The following is a 15,448-nucleotide window of genomic DNA, read 5'->3' as shown; positions in this document are numbered from 1 at the left end:
CGGCCAGGATCGCCGCCGCGCCGTCTCCTCGCGGCCTGAAGCGCTACAGCGCCCGCCAGCCGATGTCCCGCCGGCAGAAGCCGCCCGGCCAGTCGATGGCGTCCACCGCCGCATAGGCCGCGTCCCGCGCCTCCTGCAGCGTCGCACCCGTCCCCGCCACGGCCAGCACGCGGCCACCATTGGCCACCAGCGCGCCATCCGCCCGCCGCGCCGTGCCGGCGTGGAACACCTGGACGCCAGGGACCTTCGCCGCCGCCTCCAGCCCCCGGATCTCCGTGCCCTTGCGCGGGCTGCCCGGGTAGCCCTCCGCCGCCATCACCACCACCAGGCTGTGGGTCGCGTCCCAGTTCAGGTCGAACAGCCCGAGATCGCCGTCGCAGGACGCGAAGAGTGCCGGCAGCAGGTCCGATCGCAGCCGCAGCATCAGCGCCTGGCATTCGGGATCGCCGAAGCGGACGTTGAACTCGATCAGCTTCGGCCCGGCCGCCGTCAGCATCAGGCCGGCGAAGAGCACGCCCTTGAACGGCGTCCCCCGCTTCGACATTTCGTCGAGCGTCGGCTGCACGATCTCCGCCATCACCTGCGCCTGGAGCGCGGGGGTGAAGGCGGGGGGCGGGGAATAGGCGCCCATGCCACCGGTATTGGGGCCCGTGTCGCCATCGCCGACCCGCTTGTGGTCCTGCGCGGCGCCGAGCGGCAGCGCCGTCTCCCCGTCGCAGAGCGCGAAGAAGCTGATCTCCTCCCCGATCAGGCATTCCTCGATCAGCACGGTGGCGCCCGCCGCGCCATGGATGCGGCTTTCCATGATGTCGGCGATGGCGGCCTCCGCCTCCTCGACGCTGGACGCCACCACCACGCCCTTGCCGGCGGCCAGGCCATCGGCCTTCACGACGATGGGCGCGCCCTCCGCCCGGACATAGGCCCTGGCCGCCGCCGGATCATCGAAGCGCCGCCACCGCGCCCCCGGCACCCCGGCCGCTTCCGCCACTTCCCGGGTAAAAACCTTGCTGCCTTCCAGCCGCGCCGCGTCCTTCACCGGCCCGAAGCATTTGATCCCCGCGGCGGCGCAGGCATCGGCCAGGCCCAGCGTCAGCGGCGCCTCCGGCCCCGCCACCACCAGGTCGATCTTCCGCTCCACCGCGAAGGCCACGATGGCGGGGATATCCTCCGCCCCGATCGCCACGCATTCCGCGACCTCGGCGATCCCGGGGTTGCCCGGGGCGCAGAACAGCTTGCCCAGCAGCGGCGATGCCGCGATCGCCCAGCACAGCGCGTGTTCCCGCCCGCCGCCGCCCACCACCAGCACCTGCATCGCGCAAACTCCCGCATACACAGAAAAGACCGCACGGCCGGTTCCGCGCATGGCGGCGGATAGCATAGGGTCGCGCCATGGACACGCCGCCACCCGCTTCGACCAATGTTCCCGAATACGCCGTCAGCGAGATCGCCGGCGCCATACGCCGCACCCTGGAAGGGGCCTTCGGCCGGGTCCGCGTCCGGGGCGAGATCACGGAATGCAAGCGCTACCCCTCCGGCCACATCTATCTCTCCCTCAAGGATGAGAATGCGAAGCTGGAATCCGTGATCTGGCGTACCAGCGTCAGCCGCCTGTCGGTCCAGCCGGAGAACGGGGTGGAAGTCATCGCCACCGGCAAGCTGACCACCTATGCCGATCGTTCGAAGTACCAGCTGGTCATCGACCGGCTGGAATTCGCCGGCGAGGGCGCGCTGCTCGCGCGCATCGAGATGCTGCGCAAGAAGCTGCTGGCGGAAGGGCTGTTCGAGGAGGGGCGGAAGCGCCCCCTGCCACGCCTGCCCCTGGTCGTCGGCGTCGTGACCAGCGAGGCCGGCGCGGTGATCCAGGACATCCGCACGACCATCCTCCGCCGCTTCCCCCGCCGGCTCATCCTCTGGCCCGTGCCCGTCCAGGGCCAGGGCGCGGCGGAGAAGATCGCCGCCGCCATCGAGGGTTTCGGCCGCCTGCCCATCGGCGGCCCGATCCCGCGCCCGGATGTGCTGATCGTGGCCCGCGGTGGCGGCAGCCTCGAAGACCTCATGGCCTTCAACGAGGAGGTGGTGGTCCGCGCCGCCGCCCTCTCCCCCATCCCGCTCATCTCCGCCGTCGGGCATGAGACCGACACCACGCTGATCGATTTTGCTTCAGATCGCCGCGCCCCCACCCCCACCGCCGCTGCAGAGCTTGCGGTGCCAGCCCGCGCCGACCTGTTGGCCGACCTGGCACAGCGGGAGGCGCGGCTGCGCGGCGCCGTGGTGCGGCAGTTGCGCGCGGCGGAGACGCTGCTGCTCCGCCTGGAACGCCGCCTGCCCGACGTGCCCGCCCGCGTGCTGGACCTCCGCCGGCGCCTGGACGAGGCTGGGGAGAGCCTGCCCGGCGCCCTGACCGGCTTCATCGCCAACCGCCGCGCCGCCCTGGCGCCGCTGGTCGTCCCCCACCCCCGCGCGGGGATCGAAGCCCGCCGCCACGCCATCGCGCTGCTGGAGGGGCGGAAAGCCGCCGCCTTCGCGCGCATCGTCCAGCGCAGCCGCGGCGCCCGCCCCCTCCAGGCCTTCTCCGCCGCGCCGGTGGAGGCCCTGCTGCGCCAGAAGCGGGAACGGCTGGAGGGGCTGGCCGCGCGGCTGGAGGCCGGGTCCTACCAGTCGGTCCTCGCCCGCGGCTTCGCCCTGGTGCGGGATGCCGAGGGGCAGACCCTGACGCGCGCGGCCGATATCGGTGCCGGCGCGAAGCTCTCCATCGCCTTCGCCGATGGCGCGGTCGGCGCCACCGCCGATGGCCCCGCCGCCAAGGCCCCGCGCGCGAAGCCCAGGCCGCCCGCGCAGGAGAGCCTGCTGTGATCACCCGTCGCCTGCTGCTGGCCGCGCCCGCCTTGCTGCTGGCCCGGGCCGCCCAGGCCGTCACCTGGACCATGCCGGCGCGGCAGGGCGCGCTGATCGTGGGCGATGCCGCCCCCGGCACGCGCCTCGCCCTCGATGGCCGGCCCGTCCGCGTCTCGACCTCGGGAAAATTCGCCTTCGGCTTCGGGCGGGACCATGCCGCGACCTCCACGCTGCTCATCACCCATCCCGGCGGCCGCGCCGAAACCCGCGCCATCGCGGTGGAGCGCCGGCAATGGGATGTGCAATCCATCACCGGCCTGCCCCCCGCCCAGGTCACACCGGACGAGGCGGCGCTGCGCCGCATCCTGGCGGAGCGAGAGAAGCTGGCCGCCGCCCGCGCCACGGACAGCACGCTCACCGATTTCGCCGACAGCCCGGCCTGGCCCGCGCGCGGCCGCATCAGCGGCATCTTCGGCAGCCAGCGGGTCCTCAACGGCCAGCCGCGCCAGCCGCATTACGGGCTGGATGTCGCGGGCCCCGTCGGCACGCCGATCCACGCCATGCTGGGCGGCCGCGTGACGCTCTCCGACGAGCATTTCTTCTTCGGCAATTTGCTGGTGGTGGATCACGGGCATGGGGTGAACACCCTCTACGCCCATCTCTCCCGCCGCCTGGTGGAGGTCGGCGCCACCGTCACGCGGGGCGAACGCATCGCGGAGATGGGTGCCACGGGCCGCGTCACCGGCCCGCATCTCCATTTCAGCCTGTCCTGGTACCAGACCTGGCTGGACCCGCAGCCGGTGCTGCCCGCGCAGCAACAATAGGCGCGCCGCCGCGTTGGCTCACCGCATCGAGGAACCGCCCATGGCCGACACCCCCTACGCCCGCTACCCCAGCCTCTCCGGCAAGGTCGTGCTCATCACCGGCGGCGCCTCCGGCATCGGGGCGGAGATGGTGCGCGCCTTCGCCGGGCAGGGCGCGAAGCCGGCCTTCCTCGATTTCGACGATGCCGGTGGCCGTGCGGTGGCGGCGGAGACGGGCGCGATGTTCGTCCCTTGCGACCTGCGCGACATCGCGGCGCTGCGCGCCGCCATCGCGACCGTCGCGGGGGCGCTCGGCCCCGTGCAGGTGCTGGTGAACAACGCCGCGCGGGACGACCGGCATGGGCTGGAGACGGTGGAGCCCGACTATTGGGACGAGCGGATGGCGACCAACCTCCGCCACATGTTCTTCTGCGCGCAGGCCGTGGCGCCGGCGATGCGCGCCGCCAAGGCGGGGTCCATCATCAACATGGGCAGCGTCAGCTGGATGGGCGGCCAGGGCGGCATGCCCGCCTATACCACCGCCAAATCCGCGGTCCGCGGCCTGACGCGCGGCCTGGCGCGGGACCTCGGCGTGGATGGCATCCGCGTCAACGAGGTGGTGCCCGGCTGGGTTTTCACGGAACGCCAGGAGCAACTCTGGGCGACGCCGGAAGCCGTGGCGAAGCACCTGGAGGGCCAGTGCCTGAAGCGGAAGGTCATGCCGCCGGATATCGCGCGCATGGTGCTGTGGCTGGCCGCCGACGACAGCGCGATGGTGACGTCGCAGTATTTCGTCGTGGATGGCGGAAAAATCTGAAGACGGTCCAGGGGCGGCACGCCCCTGGCGGATGGGGTCCGGGGAAGGCAGCGCCTTCCCCGTCTCAACCCACCCCGAAATGCCCCGCGAACTGCTCCCTGAGTTTCGTCTTCAGGATCTTCCCTGTCGCGGTATGGGGAATCTCCGCCACCACCACGACATCGTCGGGCATCCACCATTTCGCCACATGCGGCGCGATGTGGTCCAGCACCGACTGCTTCTCGATCACCCTCCCCGCCTTCGGCACCAGGATCAGCAGCGGCCGCTCATCCCATTTCGGGTGCCGCGCCGCCACCACGGCGGCCTCCGCCACATCCGGGTGCCCCACCGCCAGATTCTCCAGCTCGATGGAGGAAATCCATTCGCCGCCGGACTTGATGACATCCTTGGTGCGGTCGGTGATGCGCATGTAGCCATTGGCATCGATGGTGGCGACGTCGCCCGTCTCGAACCACCCATCATCCGTCAGTGAATCGCGCGGCGCCTTGAAGTAGCCCTTCGTCACCGTCGCCCCCTTCACCTGGAGGTTGCCGAAGGTCTCCCCATCCCAGGGTTTCTCGAGTCCATCATCGCCGACGATCCGCATGTCCACGGTGAAGGGCGGAAAGCCCTGCGTCTCCTGCAGATCGAGCATCCCTTCCGCGTCCCGGTCCGCCACCGCCGGCTTGATCCCGCAGATGGTCCCGATGGGGGAGGTCTCCGTCATGCCCCAGGCGTGCATCACCTTCACGCCGCGATCCGCGAAGGCTTTCGTGATCGCGCGCGGGCAGGCGCTGCCGCCGATGATGACGCGCTGCAACGCACCGAGCCCCGCGCCCGTCGCCTCCAGGTGCTGCAACAGGGAAAGCCACACCGTCGGCACGGCGGCGGTGAAGGTCACGCCTTCCTGGGTGATGACCTCATGGATGGAGGCGCCGTCCAGCTTCGGCCCCGGCATCACCAGCCCCGCCCCCGTCAGCGCCGCGCTGAAGGGCAGGCACCAGCCATTGGCGTGGAACATCGGCACCACCGGCATGACCTTATCCACCGACCGCAACCCGAACATGTCCGCCGCCGTGCTCGCCATGGCATGCAGCACGTTGGAGCGGTGGGAGTAGAGCACCCCCTTCGGTTCCCCGGTGGTGCCGGAGGTGTAGCAGAGCCCGGCCGCGTCATTCTCCTCGCCTGCGACCCAGTCGAAATCCCCATCCGCCTCGTCAAGCCAGCTCTCGTAATCCACCGCCCCGGGCAGCGCGGTTGCGGGCATATGCGCGGCATCGGTCAGCAGGATGAAGCGCTTCACATGCGGCAGGCTCGGGAAAAGCTTCTCGGCCAACCCCACGAAGGTGAGATCGAGAAACATCAGACGGCTTTCGGCGTGGTTCAGGATCCAGGCGATCTGGTCCGGGAACAGGCGGGGGTTCAGCGTGTGGTAGACGCCGCCCGCGCCGGTGATGCCGTACCAGGCCTCGATATGCCGCCAGGTGTTCCAGGCCAGCGTCGCCACCCGGTCCCCCGGCACCACCCCCTCCCGCACCAGGCGCTGCGCCAGACGGAGCGACCGCGCGCGGATCGTCCGGTAATCCGTACGGTGGAAGGGCCCCTCCACGCTCCGGCTCACCACCGCCTGGCCGCCATGGTGGCGCGCGGCATGGTCGATCAGCCGGTGGATCCTGAGCGGCCAGTCCTGCATCAGCCCGAGCATCCGCATCCTCCCCTTCGCCTTGGTTGGCGGGAGTCTTGGACGAAGCCGCGCCCTGCGCAACCTCTCGCCATGGCGCCGCCACGGAGATCGGCGCTACTCTGGCTGACGCGACGGAGAGATTGGCGAAAGATGCCGGATGCCGGCGGCGCCCCCGCCCTGCCCACGACGGAACGCAAGCCGCGGCGCTGGCTCTCGCCCCTGCTGCGCCGCATCCTGCTGCTCAACGCGCTGCCGCCGGCGCTGCTGGCGGCCTCGCTCCTCTACCTCGACCAGTACCAGAACGGGTTGCTGGCGGCGGAAGTGGAGGCGCTGCGCACCCAGGCCCGCATCTATGCCGCCGCCATCGGGGAAGCCGCGACGCGCCCGCGGGACGACCGCACCATCCTGGTGCCGGAAGCCGCCCGCCCCCTGCTGCGCCGCCTGGTGGAACCATCGCCCAACACCCAGGCCAGGCTCTTCGACAATACCGGCCTGATGGTGGCCGACAGCCGCGTGCGGGAAGGCCCGGGCGGCGCCATCGTGACCGAACCCCTGCCCCCGCCGGAACCCCGCGGTGCCTTCGCGGGCACCGTCGCCGGCCTCTATGACCGGCTGCTGACCATCCTGCCCCGCCAGGCGCGGGACGAGGTGGTGGTGGATGTGAACCCCGACGCCCCTTCCTTCGACTGGCAGCCCGAATTCGGCGGCGGCCAGGCCGGGAGTGATCGGCGGGAGGAGTTGCGCCTGGCCCTCGAAGGCGGCGTGCGCCCCTATATCCGCCGCACCGCCGATGGCCGCCTGCTGGTCTCCGTCGCGGAACCCGCCCGCCGCGGCGCCGCTTCCGTCGGCATCGTGCTGCTGACGCGGGAGGCGCGGGAGGTCGATGCCCGGCTGCTCGACATCCGCGTCTCCGTCCTCGCGCTGTTCTCCACCGCGCTGGTGCTCACGGTCCTGCTCTCCACCTACCTCAACCGCACCCTCGCCACGCCGATCCTGCAGCTTGCCCGCGCGGCGGCCGCGATGCGCGAAGGCGAGGGCCGTGGCGGCAGCGTGCCGAAGCCCCTGCTGGAACGCCCGGACGAGATCGGCGTGCTGGCGCGGGACCTGCAGACGGCGGCGCGCGCGCTCTGGGCACGGATCGACGCCAATGAGCGCTTCGCCGCCGATGTCGCCCACGAACTCCGCAACCCCCTGACCAGCGTGCGCAGCGCGATCGAGACGCTGCGCCGGATCGAGGATCCGGTGAAGCAGCGCCGGCTGCTGGCCATCATCTCCGACGATGCCGTGCGCATGGACCGGCTGATCAACGACATCGCCGACAGCTCCCGCGTCGATGCCGAACTGTCCCGCACCATCGCCCAGCCCGTGGATTGCGCGCCGATCCTGGCGGCACTCGGCGAACTCCACGCCGCCACGCGGGATGAGGAGGACCCCGCCGTCGAGATCGAGGCCCCGTCGGAGGGCCTGATCGTCCGCGGCGTCGAAGGCCGCATCGTCCAGGTCTTCCGCAACCTCATCGGCAACGCCATCTCCTTCAGCCCGGAGGGCGGGCATGTGATGGTCCGCGCACGCCCCACCGGCCACATGGTGGAATTCATCGTGGAGGATGAGGGCCCCGGCATCCCCGATGCGAAGCTGGAGAGCATCTTCGACCGCTTCTATTCGGAACGGCCGAGCGGCGAGCGCTTCGGCCAGCATTCCGGCCTCGGCCTGTCCATCTCCCGCCAGATCGTGGAAGGGCTGCGCGGTCGCATCAGCGCGGAGAACAAGCGCGATGCGGCCGGCACGATCACCGGTGCCCGCTTCATCGTGACGCTGCCGGCGGCCTGATCCCAACCTGATCGATCAATGACCTGCGGCCGGCGCCTGAGGGCCTGGCATGAGCGCCGCGAGGCAGCCGCAACGGAGCCTCCTCGCGAAGGCCGGCGGACGGCGGCAGGAAGGCCGCCATCCGCCCGCCCATCGGCTGGTCATGAAAAAGGCCGGGGCCCTGAGGCACCCGGCCCTGTTCACGCCGTCCGGCAGAATTCAGGCGGCGTCTTCGCGCCGGTCTCGCGCCTTCACATAGGCCACGGCGGCATGCTGGGTGCAGTAGGGTTTGCCGGACGTCGCCTCCGCCGTGCAGAAGCGGAAATCGGGGGTGCCGGGCTCCCCGATCGGCCAGCAGCAGGTCCGGGCGGAGCCCAGGCGCGGGAAGGCGCGCACCACCGCCGTCGGCGCGGCGGGGGCCGTCATCGCGGCCACCGGGGCGGGCGCAGGCACAGCTGCTACCGGGGCAGGGCTCGGCGACAGGGTGCTGCGCGGCGCCGGGCTGGCGGGGCGGGCGGCGCGCACGGGCGCGGCGGCGGGCTTCTCGGCCACCGCCTCGCGGCGGATCGGGCTCGGCCGCGCGGGCAGGTTCAGGCGGTGCGCCTTGCCGACCACGGCATTCTTGGACACACCCATCCGGCGCCCGATCTCGGCCGTCGAATGGCCTTCCGCCCAGAGCGCCCGAAGCCGCTCGATCGCTTCCGCAGACCAATCCATCGAAGTCTCCCGCTGCGCCCCAGACACAAGATAGGGTAGTGCAACGCAGGGGGGGGCCACAAGTTGTGGAGTGGTCAACGGCGCATGAATCCTGTGGACAGAGCGGGACGAATCTCCCGCCCTGCCATCAGCCTGGGCAGAATCTCAGAACAGAAGACCCTTTCTTAGCAACCCATGAACGCCCTTCTCCCCGTTCACGGTTTGCGTCACCCGGAAATCCACCGCCAGCGAACACAGCTGGTAGGCATCGGCGGCGGAGACGTTCATCCGCGCCACGATGAAGGCGATCATCTCCCTGAGCGCCTGCTTCATGGCGAGGTCGAGATCCTCGTTCATGCCCATGGAGACGTAGTGGGTCTTCGTCTCCGCCTTGGGGAACTTCAGGATAGGGTCCTTGGCGCCGCCGCCCTTTTCCAGGGTCAGGCGGAAATGGCCGGTCAGGCACATCTCCAGCGCGTTGATGCAGACCTCGCCATCGCCCTGCACGCCATGGCCGTCACCGGCCGAGAAATTGGCGCCGGCGACATGCACGGGCAGCCACAGCGTGGTGCCCGCCGTCAGTTCCTTGTTGTCGAGGTTGCCGCCATGGGCGCGCGGCTCCTTCGTGCTGATCGCCCCCCATTCCCGGGGCGGCGCCACGCCCATCACGCCGAAGAAGGGGCTGAGGGGCAGCGTCACGCCGGGGCCCACGGGCACCTTCCCCGTCATCGTCTCCTTGTCCACGGGAATGTGCAGCATGCGGTGGTAGGGAAAATCCTCCGGCAGCGTCCCCCCCAGCGGGCGAAACCCGCAAAAACCCCAGTCGCAGCCAAGGTCGATGCGCTCGATGTCGATGCGCAGCGCATCGCCGGGCTCGGCGCCCGCCACCGCCACCGGGCCCGTGAGGATATGCGGGCCAAGGCGCGGCGGCTTGCTGGCATGGATGGCGGCCAGCGCCGCCGGCGGCACCAGGCCGGAGGAAGCCGGGGGCATCACCTCCGGCGCGCCGGAGACGCATTCCAGGACGACGAGGTCGCCCGACTGCACCGTCGCCACCGGGGCGAAGCTGGCATCGAAGGCGCCCCAGCGGATGGATTCGGGTGTGGCGGCTATGCAATGGATGTCGGGCACGGACGGACCTCTGGCGGTGTCTGGCGTCAACCAAGCCCGGTCAGGCCACGCGGGTCAATCCGGGGCCGGTCGCGCTTTCGCGCCCCTCCCCGCGGCATTGCCCAAGCCGCAGGCATATGGCCCCGTCAATGCGCCCCGAAGGTGAAGCGGATGCGGCGCTGGTCGCCCGGGCAGACCCGGCCGAGGCGGCGGTATTCCTCCGGCGAGTCGATCTGGGCGTGCTGCGCGGCGCGGGCCTGGCGCAGCCGTTCCAGCACCGGCTCCACCGCCGCCGCCAGCTGGTCCTGCAGCAGCAGGGCGGCGGCGCCGACATCCGGCGCCCGAGCCTCCGCCCGCGCGGCCCAGGCCCGCGCAACGGCGCGCAGCCCGTCCGCGGCCTCCCGCAATGTGCGGCGATTGACCTCGGCATGGCGGCGCTCATGCGCCAGCACCTCCCCGGCCAGGCAGCCGCCGCGGGGAATCTCCCGCGCCAGGCGGATGATGTGCTCGGCATGCAGCAGCGTCACCCGCACCTCCGACGGCACGGCGCAGACCGCGCCCGCGGCGGCCGCGCCGCTGCGCACCGTGATCTCGCTCCGCCATTCCACGCGGGACAATGTCAGGCCCAGGTGATGCAGCGGCGGGCCGATCTCCGCCTCCTCCCCCTCCGCGATCTGGCGCAACTGCCAGGCCGGCAGGGGCGGCAGCACCCGCGGCTCGGGGTCGGAGAGGCTGACATTCAACGCCGGCGTGCCGCGGGGCGGGCAGGCGGGCTGGGCCAGCGCCGCGCCGGCCGAGAGCAGCAGGACCGCCGCGAGGAAGGCCAGCACCAGGTTCAGAGCCAGCCCTTCCGCTTGAAATAGAGGATCGGCAGCGCCGCGGAACACACCATCAGCAGCAGCGCCGCCGGGTAGCCGAAGGTCGAATCCAGTTCGGGCATGTGCCGGAAGTTCATGCCGTAGATGCTGGCGATCAGCGTCGGCGGCATCAGCGCGACGGAGGCAACGGTGAAGGTCTTGATGATCGCGTTCTGCTCGACATTCAGGATGCCGAGCACGGCATCGAGCAGGAAGTTCGCCTTGCCGTTCAGGAAGGCCGCGTGGTCCACCAGGCTGCGCACGTCCCGCACCAGGGTCTTCAGAAGGCTCTGGTTCTCCTTCCGCACCGCGGTCGCCTTCTCAGCCCCCACGAAGGACAGGATGCGCGTCAGGCCCAGCAGCGTCTCATTCGCCCGCGTGGTCACTTCACCCACCTGCCCCAGGGTGATCAGCGCCTCCCGCAAATCATGGTCGCGCGTCGTCGCCTTCACCTTGCTGCGCGCGGAGCGGAAGGAGGCGGCGGAGGCGCGGTCCATGTCGCTGCCGACACGCTCCAGGATATCCGCCAGGCGATCCACGATCTGTTCGAACAGATGCAGCATCACCGCATCGGGCGTCGCCAGCAGGCCGGGGCTGCGCTGGCAGCGCAGCGCGAAGCTGCTGAAGGCCTTGGGCGTCGCGTAGCGCACGGTGACCAACGCGCTGTTCGACAGCACGAAGGTGATCGGCGTCGACCCGTATTCGCCGCCCTCCACGCCGTAAAGGAAGTTGGCGGTGAGGAAGAGGGCGTCATCCTCCCGGTAGAGGCGCGAGGAGCTTTCGATCTCCTGCATCTCCTCCCGCGTCGGGATTTCGAGCTTGAGCGCGTCCTTGACCGCGCGGCCTTCTTCCGGCGTGGGGTTCAGCAGGTCGATCCAGACAGCACCCGCCAGATCCCCCACGGGCAGGATGCCGTCCCGCATCGCGAGGCGGCCATCCGCGACGGTGTAGGTCGTCATCATGTCGCGTACTCCCGCCCCGGGCCTACCCGTCTCGAGCCGTCGGCATCTAGCGCGCCCTGGCGGCCGATGTCACCCGCCGGGATGCTGCATTGCGACAGAGGCTGTCAGGGCGTGGCAGGAAGGCCGCAAAGCGCCGCGACGGCGGGAAAGTCGGGCGCTTCCCGGTGACGGCCGGAAGGCACCGCCGCATCGGCCGGCCGGACCAGCTGGCAGGTGCCGAGGCCGCTCGCCGCCGCCGCATCCAGCTCCTCCGCCACGTCGGACAGGAACAGGATCGAGGCCGGGTTCGTGCCCAGCGCGGCGGCGATGGCGGCGTAGGAACTCGCCTCGCGCTTGTGCCCGACCTTCGTGTCGAAGAAGCCGGAGAACAGCGGCAGCAGATCCCCCGCCTCGCTATGCCCGAACAGCAGCTTCTGCGCCGCGACGGAGCCGGAGGAATAGACCGCGAGCCGCAGCCCCGCCGCGTGCCAGGCGCGCAGGCAGGGCGCGACGTCGGGCCAGAGATGCCCGCGCAGCCGCCCATCCCGGAAGCCCGCTTCCCAGATCATCCCCTGCAGGGTCTTGAGCGGCGTCGCCTTGACGTCATCCGCCATCCAGCCGCGCAGCGTCGCTGCCGGGTCGGCGCCCGGGACCTCCGCCAGGATCGCCGCGACCTCGGCATCCCCGCGCCGGGCTTCGAGAAACCCGTCCAGCGCCTGCTCCGCGAAGGGGAACAGCGTCTCCTTCACGAAGGCGATGGCGCTGGTCGTGCCCTCGATATCCGTCAGGACGGTGGTGATGGTCACGCCGTCGCCGCGGGGAAACGCTCCGCCATGTCGGTGCCGGTGTAGTGCGGCGTCCAGCCGGTGGTGTCGGTGAAGACGCGGACGACGGCGAAGTTCGGCTCCGTCCCCGCATCGAACCAGTGCCTGGAATTGGCGGGGACGCTGATGAGGTCGCCTGGGCCGCAATGCGCGTCGAAGACCTTCCCATCCACATGCAGCACGAAATTGCCGGTACCGGCGTGGAAGAAGCGGACCTCGTCCTCGGTATGCGTGTGTTCCGACAGGAACTTGGCGCGCATCGCATCCTTCATCGGGTGGTCCGGCGTCAGCTTGATGACATCGGCCGTGCCGGCGCCGGTGCTGGACAGGAAGGCATCCAGCTGCGGGCGGTAGGCGGCCAGGATGGCGTCCGCATCCGCATCCGCCGGCAGGTCGGCCCTCGGCCATTGCTCGAACCGCACGCCGATCGCCTTGAGGTTGCCGGCGATCTCGGCGGGGTCCTCCGTCACCAGGACCTGGCTGTTGGACGAGGCGTCCCAGATGGTCAGGCGGCTCATCGCATCCTCCTTTCCTGCATCTCGCAGGCCAGCATGAATTCCAGGGCTTCGAGGCGCGCCAGCGCCCCCGGCATGTCGGCGGCCCAGACATAGGAGCCATGGCCGCGGATCAAGTAGCCCGGGGGCGGCTCTGCCATGCCGTCCCACAGCAGGTCCAGCCCCTGCTGCATGCGGGGAATATCCTGGTCGTTCTCCACCACCGGGACAGCGATTTCCGCCTCATGCGTCGGCAATCCGGGGAAGGCTTTCAGCAACTCGTATCCCGCCAGCGTGATGGATTCACCCTCCGCCGCGCGGGACATGACGGTGTTGGCGATGGAATGGCCGTGCAGCACGGCGCCCGCTTCCGGGAAACGGCGGTAGATGCCGCAATGGAGCAGGGTCTCGGCGGAGCTGCGCTTGCCCGCCGTCAGCGGGCGGCCGTCGATGTCCACCACCATGACGTCACCGGGGCGCAGAAACCCCTTGTGGCGGCCGGAGACGGTGACAGCGAGCGTCCGCGCATCCAGCCGGATGGAGAAATTGCCCGCCGTCGCCGGCACCAGCCCCTGCCGGTCCAGGCGGCGGCCGACCTCGATGATGGCGACCTCGACATGGTCAGGAATCAAGCCAGCCGCTCCTCCGGGAAGGTCCGGCGCTGCCAGAAGACCAGGCCGGCGCAGATGGCAAGCCCCGCGACATCCGTGATGCCTTCCGGGATCATCAGCGCGAGCCCCCCGGCGGCGGCGGCCAGGCGGAGCGGCAGCGGCAGGTGGCCGTTCATCATCCAGCCCTCGGTCGAGCACGCCAGCAGCCAGACGCCGAGGCCGGCGGTGACGAAGGATTGCAGGATGGGCAGCAGATCCCCCTGCGCCAGCAGCGCAGGGGACAGCCAGAACATGAAGGGCACGATGAAGGTGGCGAGCCCGAGTTTCACCGCGATGACGCTGGTACGCCACATGTCGGCGCCCGCCATGGAGGCGGCGGCGAAGCTGGCAAGCGCCACCGGCGGCGTGATGGCCGACAGGATGGCGAAGTAGAAGATGAACATGTGGGCGACGAGCGGATCGACGCCGATCCGGATCAGCCCCGGCGCCACCACGGCGGCGGCGATGGCATAGGCCGCCGTGGTCGGCACCCCCATGCCGAGGATGATCGCCACCACCATGGCGAAGAGCATGGCGAGGAAGACGGAGGCGCCGGCGATGTCGAGCAGCATGGTGGCGAAGCGGCCGCCCACGCCGGTCAGGCCGATGACGCCGGCGACGATGCCCGCCGCGGCGCAGACAGCAATCAGCTGCATCGTCTCCTTCGCCGAACCGCTCAGCGCGGCCTCGATGGCCTTCAGCGTCTCCCACGCCGCGCCGCCGATGGCGCCGCCGATCCCTTCGCCACGCAGCGCCATGCGGTGCACCAGCGCGGTGCCCAGCATGATGACGATGGTGGCGGCGATGCCGATGGCGGCGGCGCGGAAGGGCGAATAGCCCATCAGCAGGATGACGATCAGCAGCACCAGCGGCGCCGCCATGTAGGCACGGCGGCCGAGATCGACCCAGCGCGGCAACTCCTCCCGCGGCAGGCCGCGGATGCCGGCCTTGCGGGCGTTCAGGTCGCAATGGATGTAGTTGGCGAGGTAGAAGAGCAGCGCCGGGATCAGCCCCGCCAGCGCGATGTCGGCATAGGCGCGGCCCAGCACCTCCGCCATAATGAAGGCGCCCGCCCCCATGACGGGGGGCGTGATCTGGCCACCTGTGGAGCTGGTCGCTTCCACCGCCGCCGCCGTTTCCCGGTCATAGCCCACGCGCCGCATCATCGGGATGGTGAAGGCGCCGGAGGCGACGACATTGGCCACCGCGCTGCCGGAGATGGTGCCGAAGAGGATGCCGGACACCACCGTGACCTTGGCCGGCCCGCCGCGGGCGCGCCCCACCAGGGCCAGCGCGAAGTCGTTGAAGTAGTCGCCGGCCTTGGAGGCCTGGAGGAAGGCGGCGAAGGTGACGAAGAGGATGATGAAGCTGGCCGAGACCTGGATGATGGTCCCCAGCACGCCGTTGTTGCCGAACAGCTCCACCAGCACCTGATCCCAGGCGACGCCGCGGTGGTAGAGGATGCCGGGCATCCAGGGGCCGACGAAGCAATAGGCGATGAAGACGATGGCGATCAGCGGCATCACCGCGCCCGCCGTGCGGCGCGCGAATTCCAGTACCAGCGCCATGCCGACGCCACTCGCCAGCAGGTCCTGCCAGTTGGGCCCCATGAAGGACCGCATCTCGATCCCGTCCGCGTCCAGGATGTAGTGGGCGGGCACCAGCAGGCACGGGATCATCAGCGCCCAGTCATACCAGGGCACCCGGCGTTCGACCTCGCCGGCACCGACGGCGCGCGGCGCGAACAGCGCGAAGCCCAGCGCCGCGCCCAGGAAGACATGCACGGCGCGGGAGATGGTGGGATCGACCGGATCGACCAGCAGGATCCAGAGGTGCCAGAGCACGAAGCCCGCCGCCGCCGCCCGCCAGGCCAGGCCCTGCCAGCCCGCCAGGTCCCGGCGGGCGGAGGCGAATTCCATGTCGTCGATGGCGACCACACCCTCCGCCGA

The 15,448-nt window shown here is 70.6% G+C and carries 14 protein-coding genes; 4 read left to right on the top strand and 10 right to left on the bottom strand.

Features of this window, described 5'->3' with window-relative positions; translation table 11 throughout:
• Positions 1–43: 43 nt before the first annotated feature.
• Positions 44–1,312 carry a phosphoribosylamine--glycine ligase gene (gene purD / locus BM041_RS04330; RefSeq protein WP_092955948.1) on the bottom strand — a complete coding sequence of 423 codons (1,269 nt, stop codon included), beginning with the start codon at positions 1,310–1,312 and terminating at the stop codon, positions 44–46.
• A gap of 77 nt (positions 1,313–1,389) precedes the next feature.
• Here purD and xseA point away from each other — a divergent pair, with 77 nt between their 5' ends.
• Genes xseA through BM041_RS04315 form a run of 3 tightly spaced genes read left to right on the top strand, consistent with a single transcriptional unit; the run spans position 1,390 to position 4,455 of the window.
• Positions 1,390–2,853, top strand: coding sequence for an exodeoxyribonuclease VII large subunit (xseA, locus tag BM041_RS04325; protein WP_092955945.1), 1,464 nt, complete (start codon positions 1,390–1,392; stop codon positions 2,851–2,853).
• Positions 2,850–3,659 (top strand): M23 family metallopeptidase, encoded by an 810-nt coding sequence (locus tag BM041_RS04320; protein WP_092955942.1) that lies wholly within the window; start codon positions 2,850–2,852, stop codon positions 3,657–3,659. The genes xseA and BM041_RS04320 overlap by 4 nt, the downstream gene beginning before the upstream one ends.
• 40 nt (positions 3,660–3,699) lie before the next feature.
• Positions 3,700–4,455 (top strand): SDR family NAD(P)-dependent oxidoreductase, encoded by a 756-nt coding sequence (locus tag BM041_RS04315; protein WP_092955939.1) that lies wholly within the window; start codon positions 3,700–3,702, stop codon positions 4,453–4,455.
• 64 nt (positions 4,456–4,519) lie between these two features.
• Here BM041_RS04315 and BM041_RS04310 read toward each other — a convergent pair whose 3' ends face one another.
• Complete coding sequence (locus BM041_RS04310; protein WP_092955936.1) at positions 4,520–6,139, bottom strand: long-chain-fatty-acid--CoA ligase; 1,620 nt, start codon at positions 6,137–6,139, stop codon at positions 4,520–4,522.
• A 129-nt stretch (positions 6,140–6,268) separates the two neighbouring features.
• On the opposite strand from BM041_RS04310, the gene BM041_RS04305 reads away from it, so the two are divergent.
• A complete protein-coding gene (locus tag BM041_RS04305; RefSeq protein WP_092955933.1) occupies positions 6,269–7,948 on the top strand; it encodes a stimulus-sensing domain-containing protein in 1,680 nt (559 codons plus the stop codon).
• A 198-nt stretch (positions 7,949–8,146) separates the two neighbouring features.
• Here the strand turns inward: BM041_RS04305 and BM041_RS04300 are convergent, their stop codons facing one another.
• The 8 genes from BM041_RS04300 to BM041_RS04265 all read right to left on the bottom strand — a co-directional run bounded on the left by BM041_RS04300 (position 8,147) and on the right by BM041_RS04265 (position 15,418).
• Entirely contained in the window at positions 8,147–8,644 is a 498-nt protein-coding gene (locus BM041_RS04300; RefSeq protein WP_092955930.1) for a GcrA family cell cycle regulator, read from the bottom strand.
• A 144-nt stretch (positions 8,645–8,788) separates the two neighbouring features.
• Positions 8,789–9,754: an acetamidase/formamidase family protein gene (locus BM041_RS04295; protein WP_092955927.1), complete on the bottom strand. Its 966-nt coding sequence runs from the start codon at positions 9,752–9,754 to the stop codon at positions 8,789–8,791.
• Positions 9,755–9,879: 125 nt separating this feature from the next.
• Positions 9,880–10,563 (bottom strand): hypothetical protein, encoded by a 684-nt coding sequence (locus BM041_RS04290; RefSeq protein ID WP_092955924.1) that lies wholly within the window; start codon positions 10,561–10,563, stop codon positions 9,880–9,882.
• 5 nt (positions 10,564–10,568) lie between these two features.
• On the bottom strand, positions 10,569–11,552 hold the full coding sequence (gene corA, locus BM041_RS04285) for a magnesium/cobalt transporter CorA (protein WP_092955921.1): 984 nt from the start codon (positions 11,550–11,552) through the stop codon (positions 10,569–10,571).
• A gap of 104 nt (positions 11,553–11,656) precedes the next feature.
• The gene (mtnC, locus tag BM041_RS04280) at positions 11,657–12,337 is read right to left on the bottom strand and encodes an acireductone synthase (protein WP_092955918.1); all 681 of its coding nucleotides are present in this window, start codon (positions 12,335–12,337) and stop codon (positions 11,657–11,659) included.
• The gene (locus tag BM041_RS04275) at positions 12,334–12,873 is read right to left on the bottom strand and encodes a 1,2-dihydroxy-3-keto-5-methylthiopentene dioxygenase (RefSeq protein ID WP_092955915.1); all 540 of its coding nucleotides are present in this window, start codon (positions 12,871–12,873) and stop codon (positions 12,334–12,336) included. The genes mtnC and BM041_RS04275 overlap by 4 nt, the downstream gene beginning before the upstream one ends.
• A complete protein-coding gene (locus BM041_RS04270; RefSeq protein ID WP_092955912.1) occupies positions 12,870–13,481 on the bottom strand; it encodes a methylthioribulose 1-phosphate dehydratase in 612 nt (203 codons plus the stop codon). The genes BM041_RS04275 and BM041_RS04270 overlap by 4 nt, the downstream gene beginning before the upstream one ends.
• Positions 13,478–15,418, bottom strand: a complete 1,941-nt coding sequence (locus BM041_RS04265; protein ID WP_217648609.1) for a TRAP transporter permease — start codon at positions 15,416–15,418, stop codon at positions 13,478–13,480. Before BM041_RS04265 ends, BM041_RS04270 begins: the two co-directional genes overlap by 4 nt.
• Positions 15,419–15,448: the final 30 nt, after the last annotated feature.

Source organism: Falsiroseomonas stagni DSM 19981, assembly GCF_900114315.1.
GTDB lineage: Bacteria > Pseudomonadota > Alphaproteobacteria > Acetobacterales > Acetobacteraceae > Falsiroseomonas > Falsiroseomonas stagni.
Note: the sequence above shows the minus strand (reverse complement) of the source record. Positions and strands in the feature narration are given on the sequence as shown.

What these genes read in the sequence shown, in the direction of transcription:
- corA (WP_092955921.1), bottom strand. Translation starts at nt 11,552, where the DNA reads ATGATGACGACCTACACCGTCGCGGATGGCCGCCTCGCGATGCGGGAC.
- BM041_RS04265 (WP_217648609.1), bottom strand. Translation starts at nt 15,418, where the DNA reads ATGGAATTCGCCTCCGCCCGCCGGGACCTGGCGGGCTGGCAGGGCCTG.
- BM041_RS04305 (WP_092955933.1), top strand. Translation starts at nt 6,269, where the DNA reads ATGCCGGATGCCGGCGGCGCCCCCGCCCTGCCCACGACGGAACGCAAG.
- xseA (WP_092955945.1), top strand. Translation starts at nt 1,390, where the DNA reads ATGGACACGCCGCCACCCGCTTCGACCAATGTTCCCGAATACGCCGTC.
- BM041_RS04300 (WP_092955930.1), bottom strand. Translation starts at nt 8,644, where the DNA reads ATGGATTGGTCTGCGGAAGCGATCGAGCGGCTTCGGGCGCTCTGGGCG.
- purD (WP_092955948.1), bottom strand. Translation starts at nt 1,312, where the DNA reads ATGCAGGTGCTGGTGGTGGGCGGCGGCGGGCGGGAACACGCGCTGTGC.
- BM041_RS04315 (WP_092955939.1), top strand. Translation starts at nt 3,700, where the DNA reads ATGGCCGACACCCCCTACGCCCGCTACCCCAGCCTCTCCGGCAAGGTC.
- BM041_RS04310 (WP_092955936.1), bottom strand. Translation starts at nt 6,139, where the DNA reads ATGCTCGGGCTGATGCAGGACTGGCCGCTCAGGATCCACCGGCTGATC.
- BM041_RS04275 (WP_092955915.1), bottom strand. Translation starts at nt 12,873, where the DNA reads ATGAGCCGCCTGACCATCTGGGACGCCTCGTCCAACAGCCAGGTCCTG.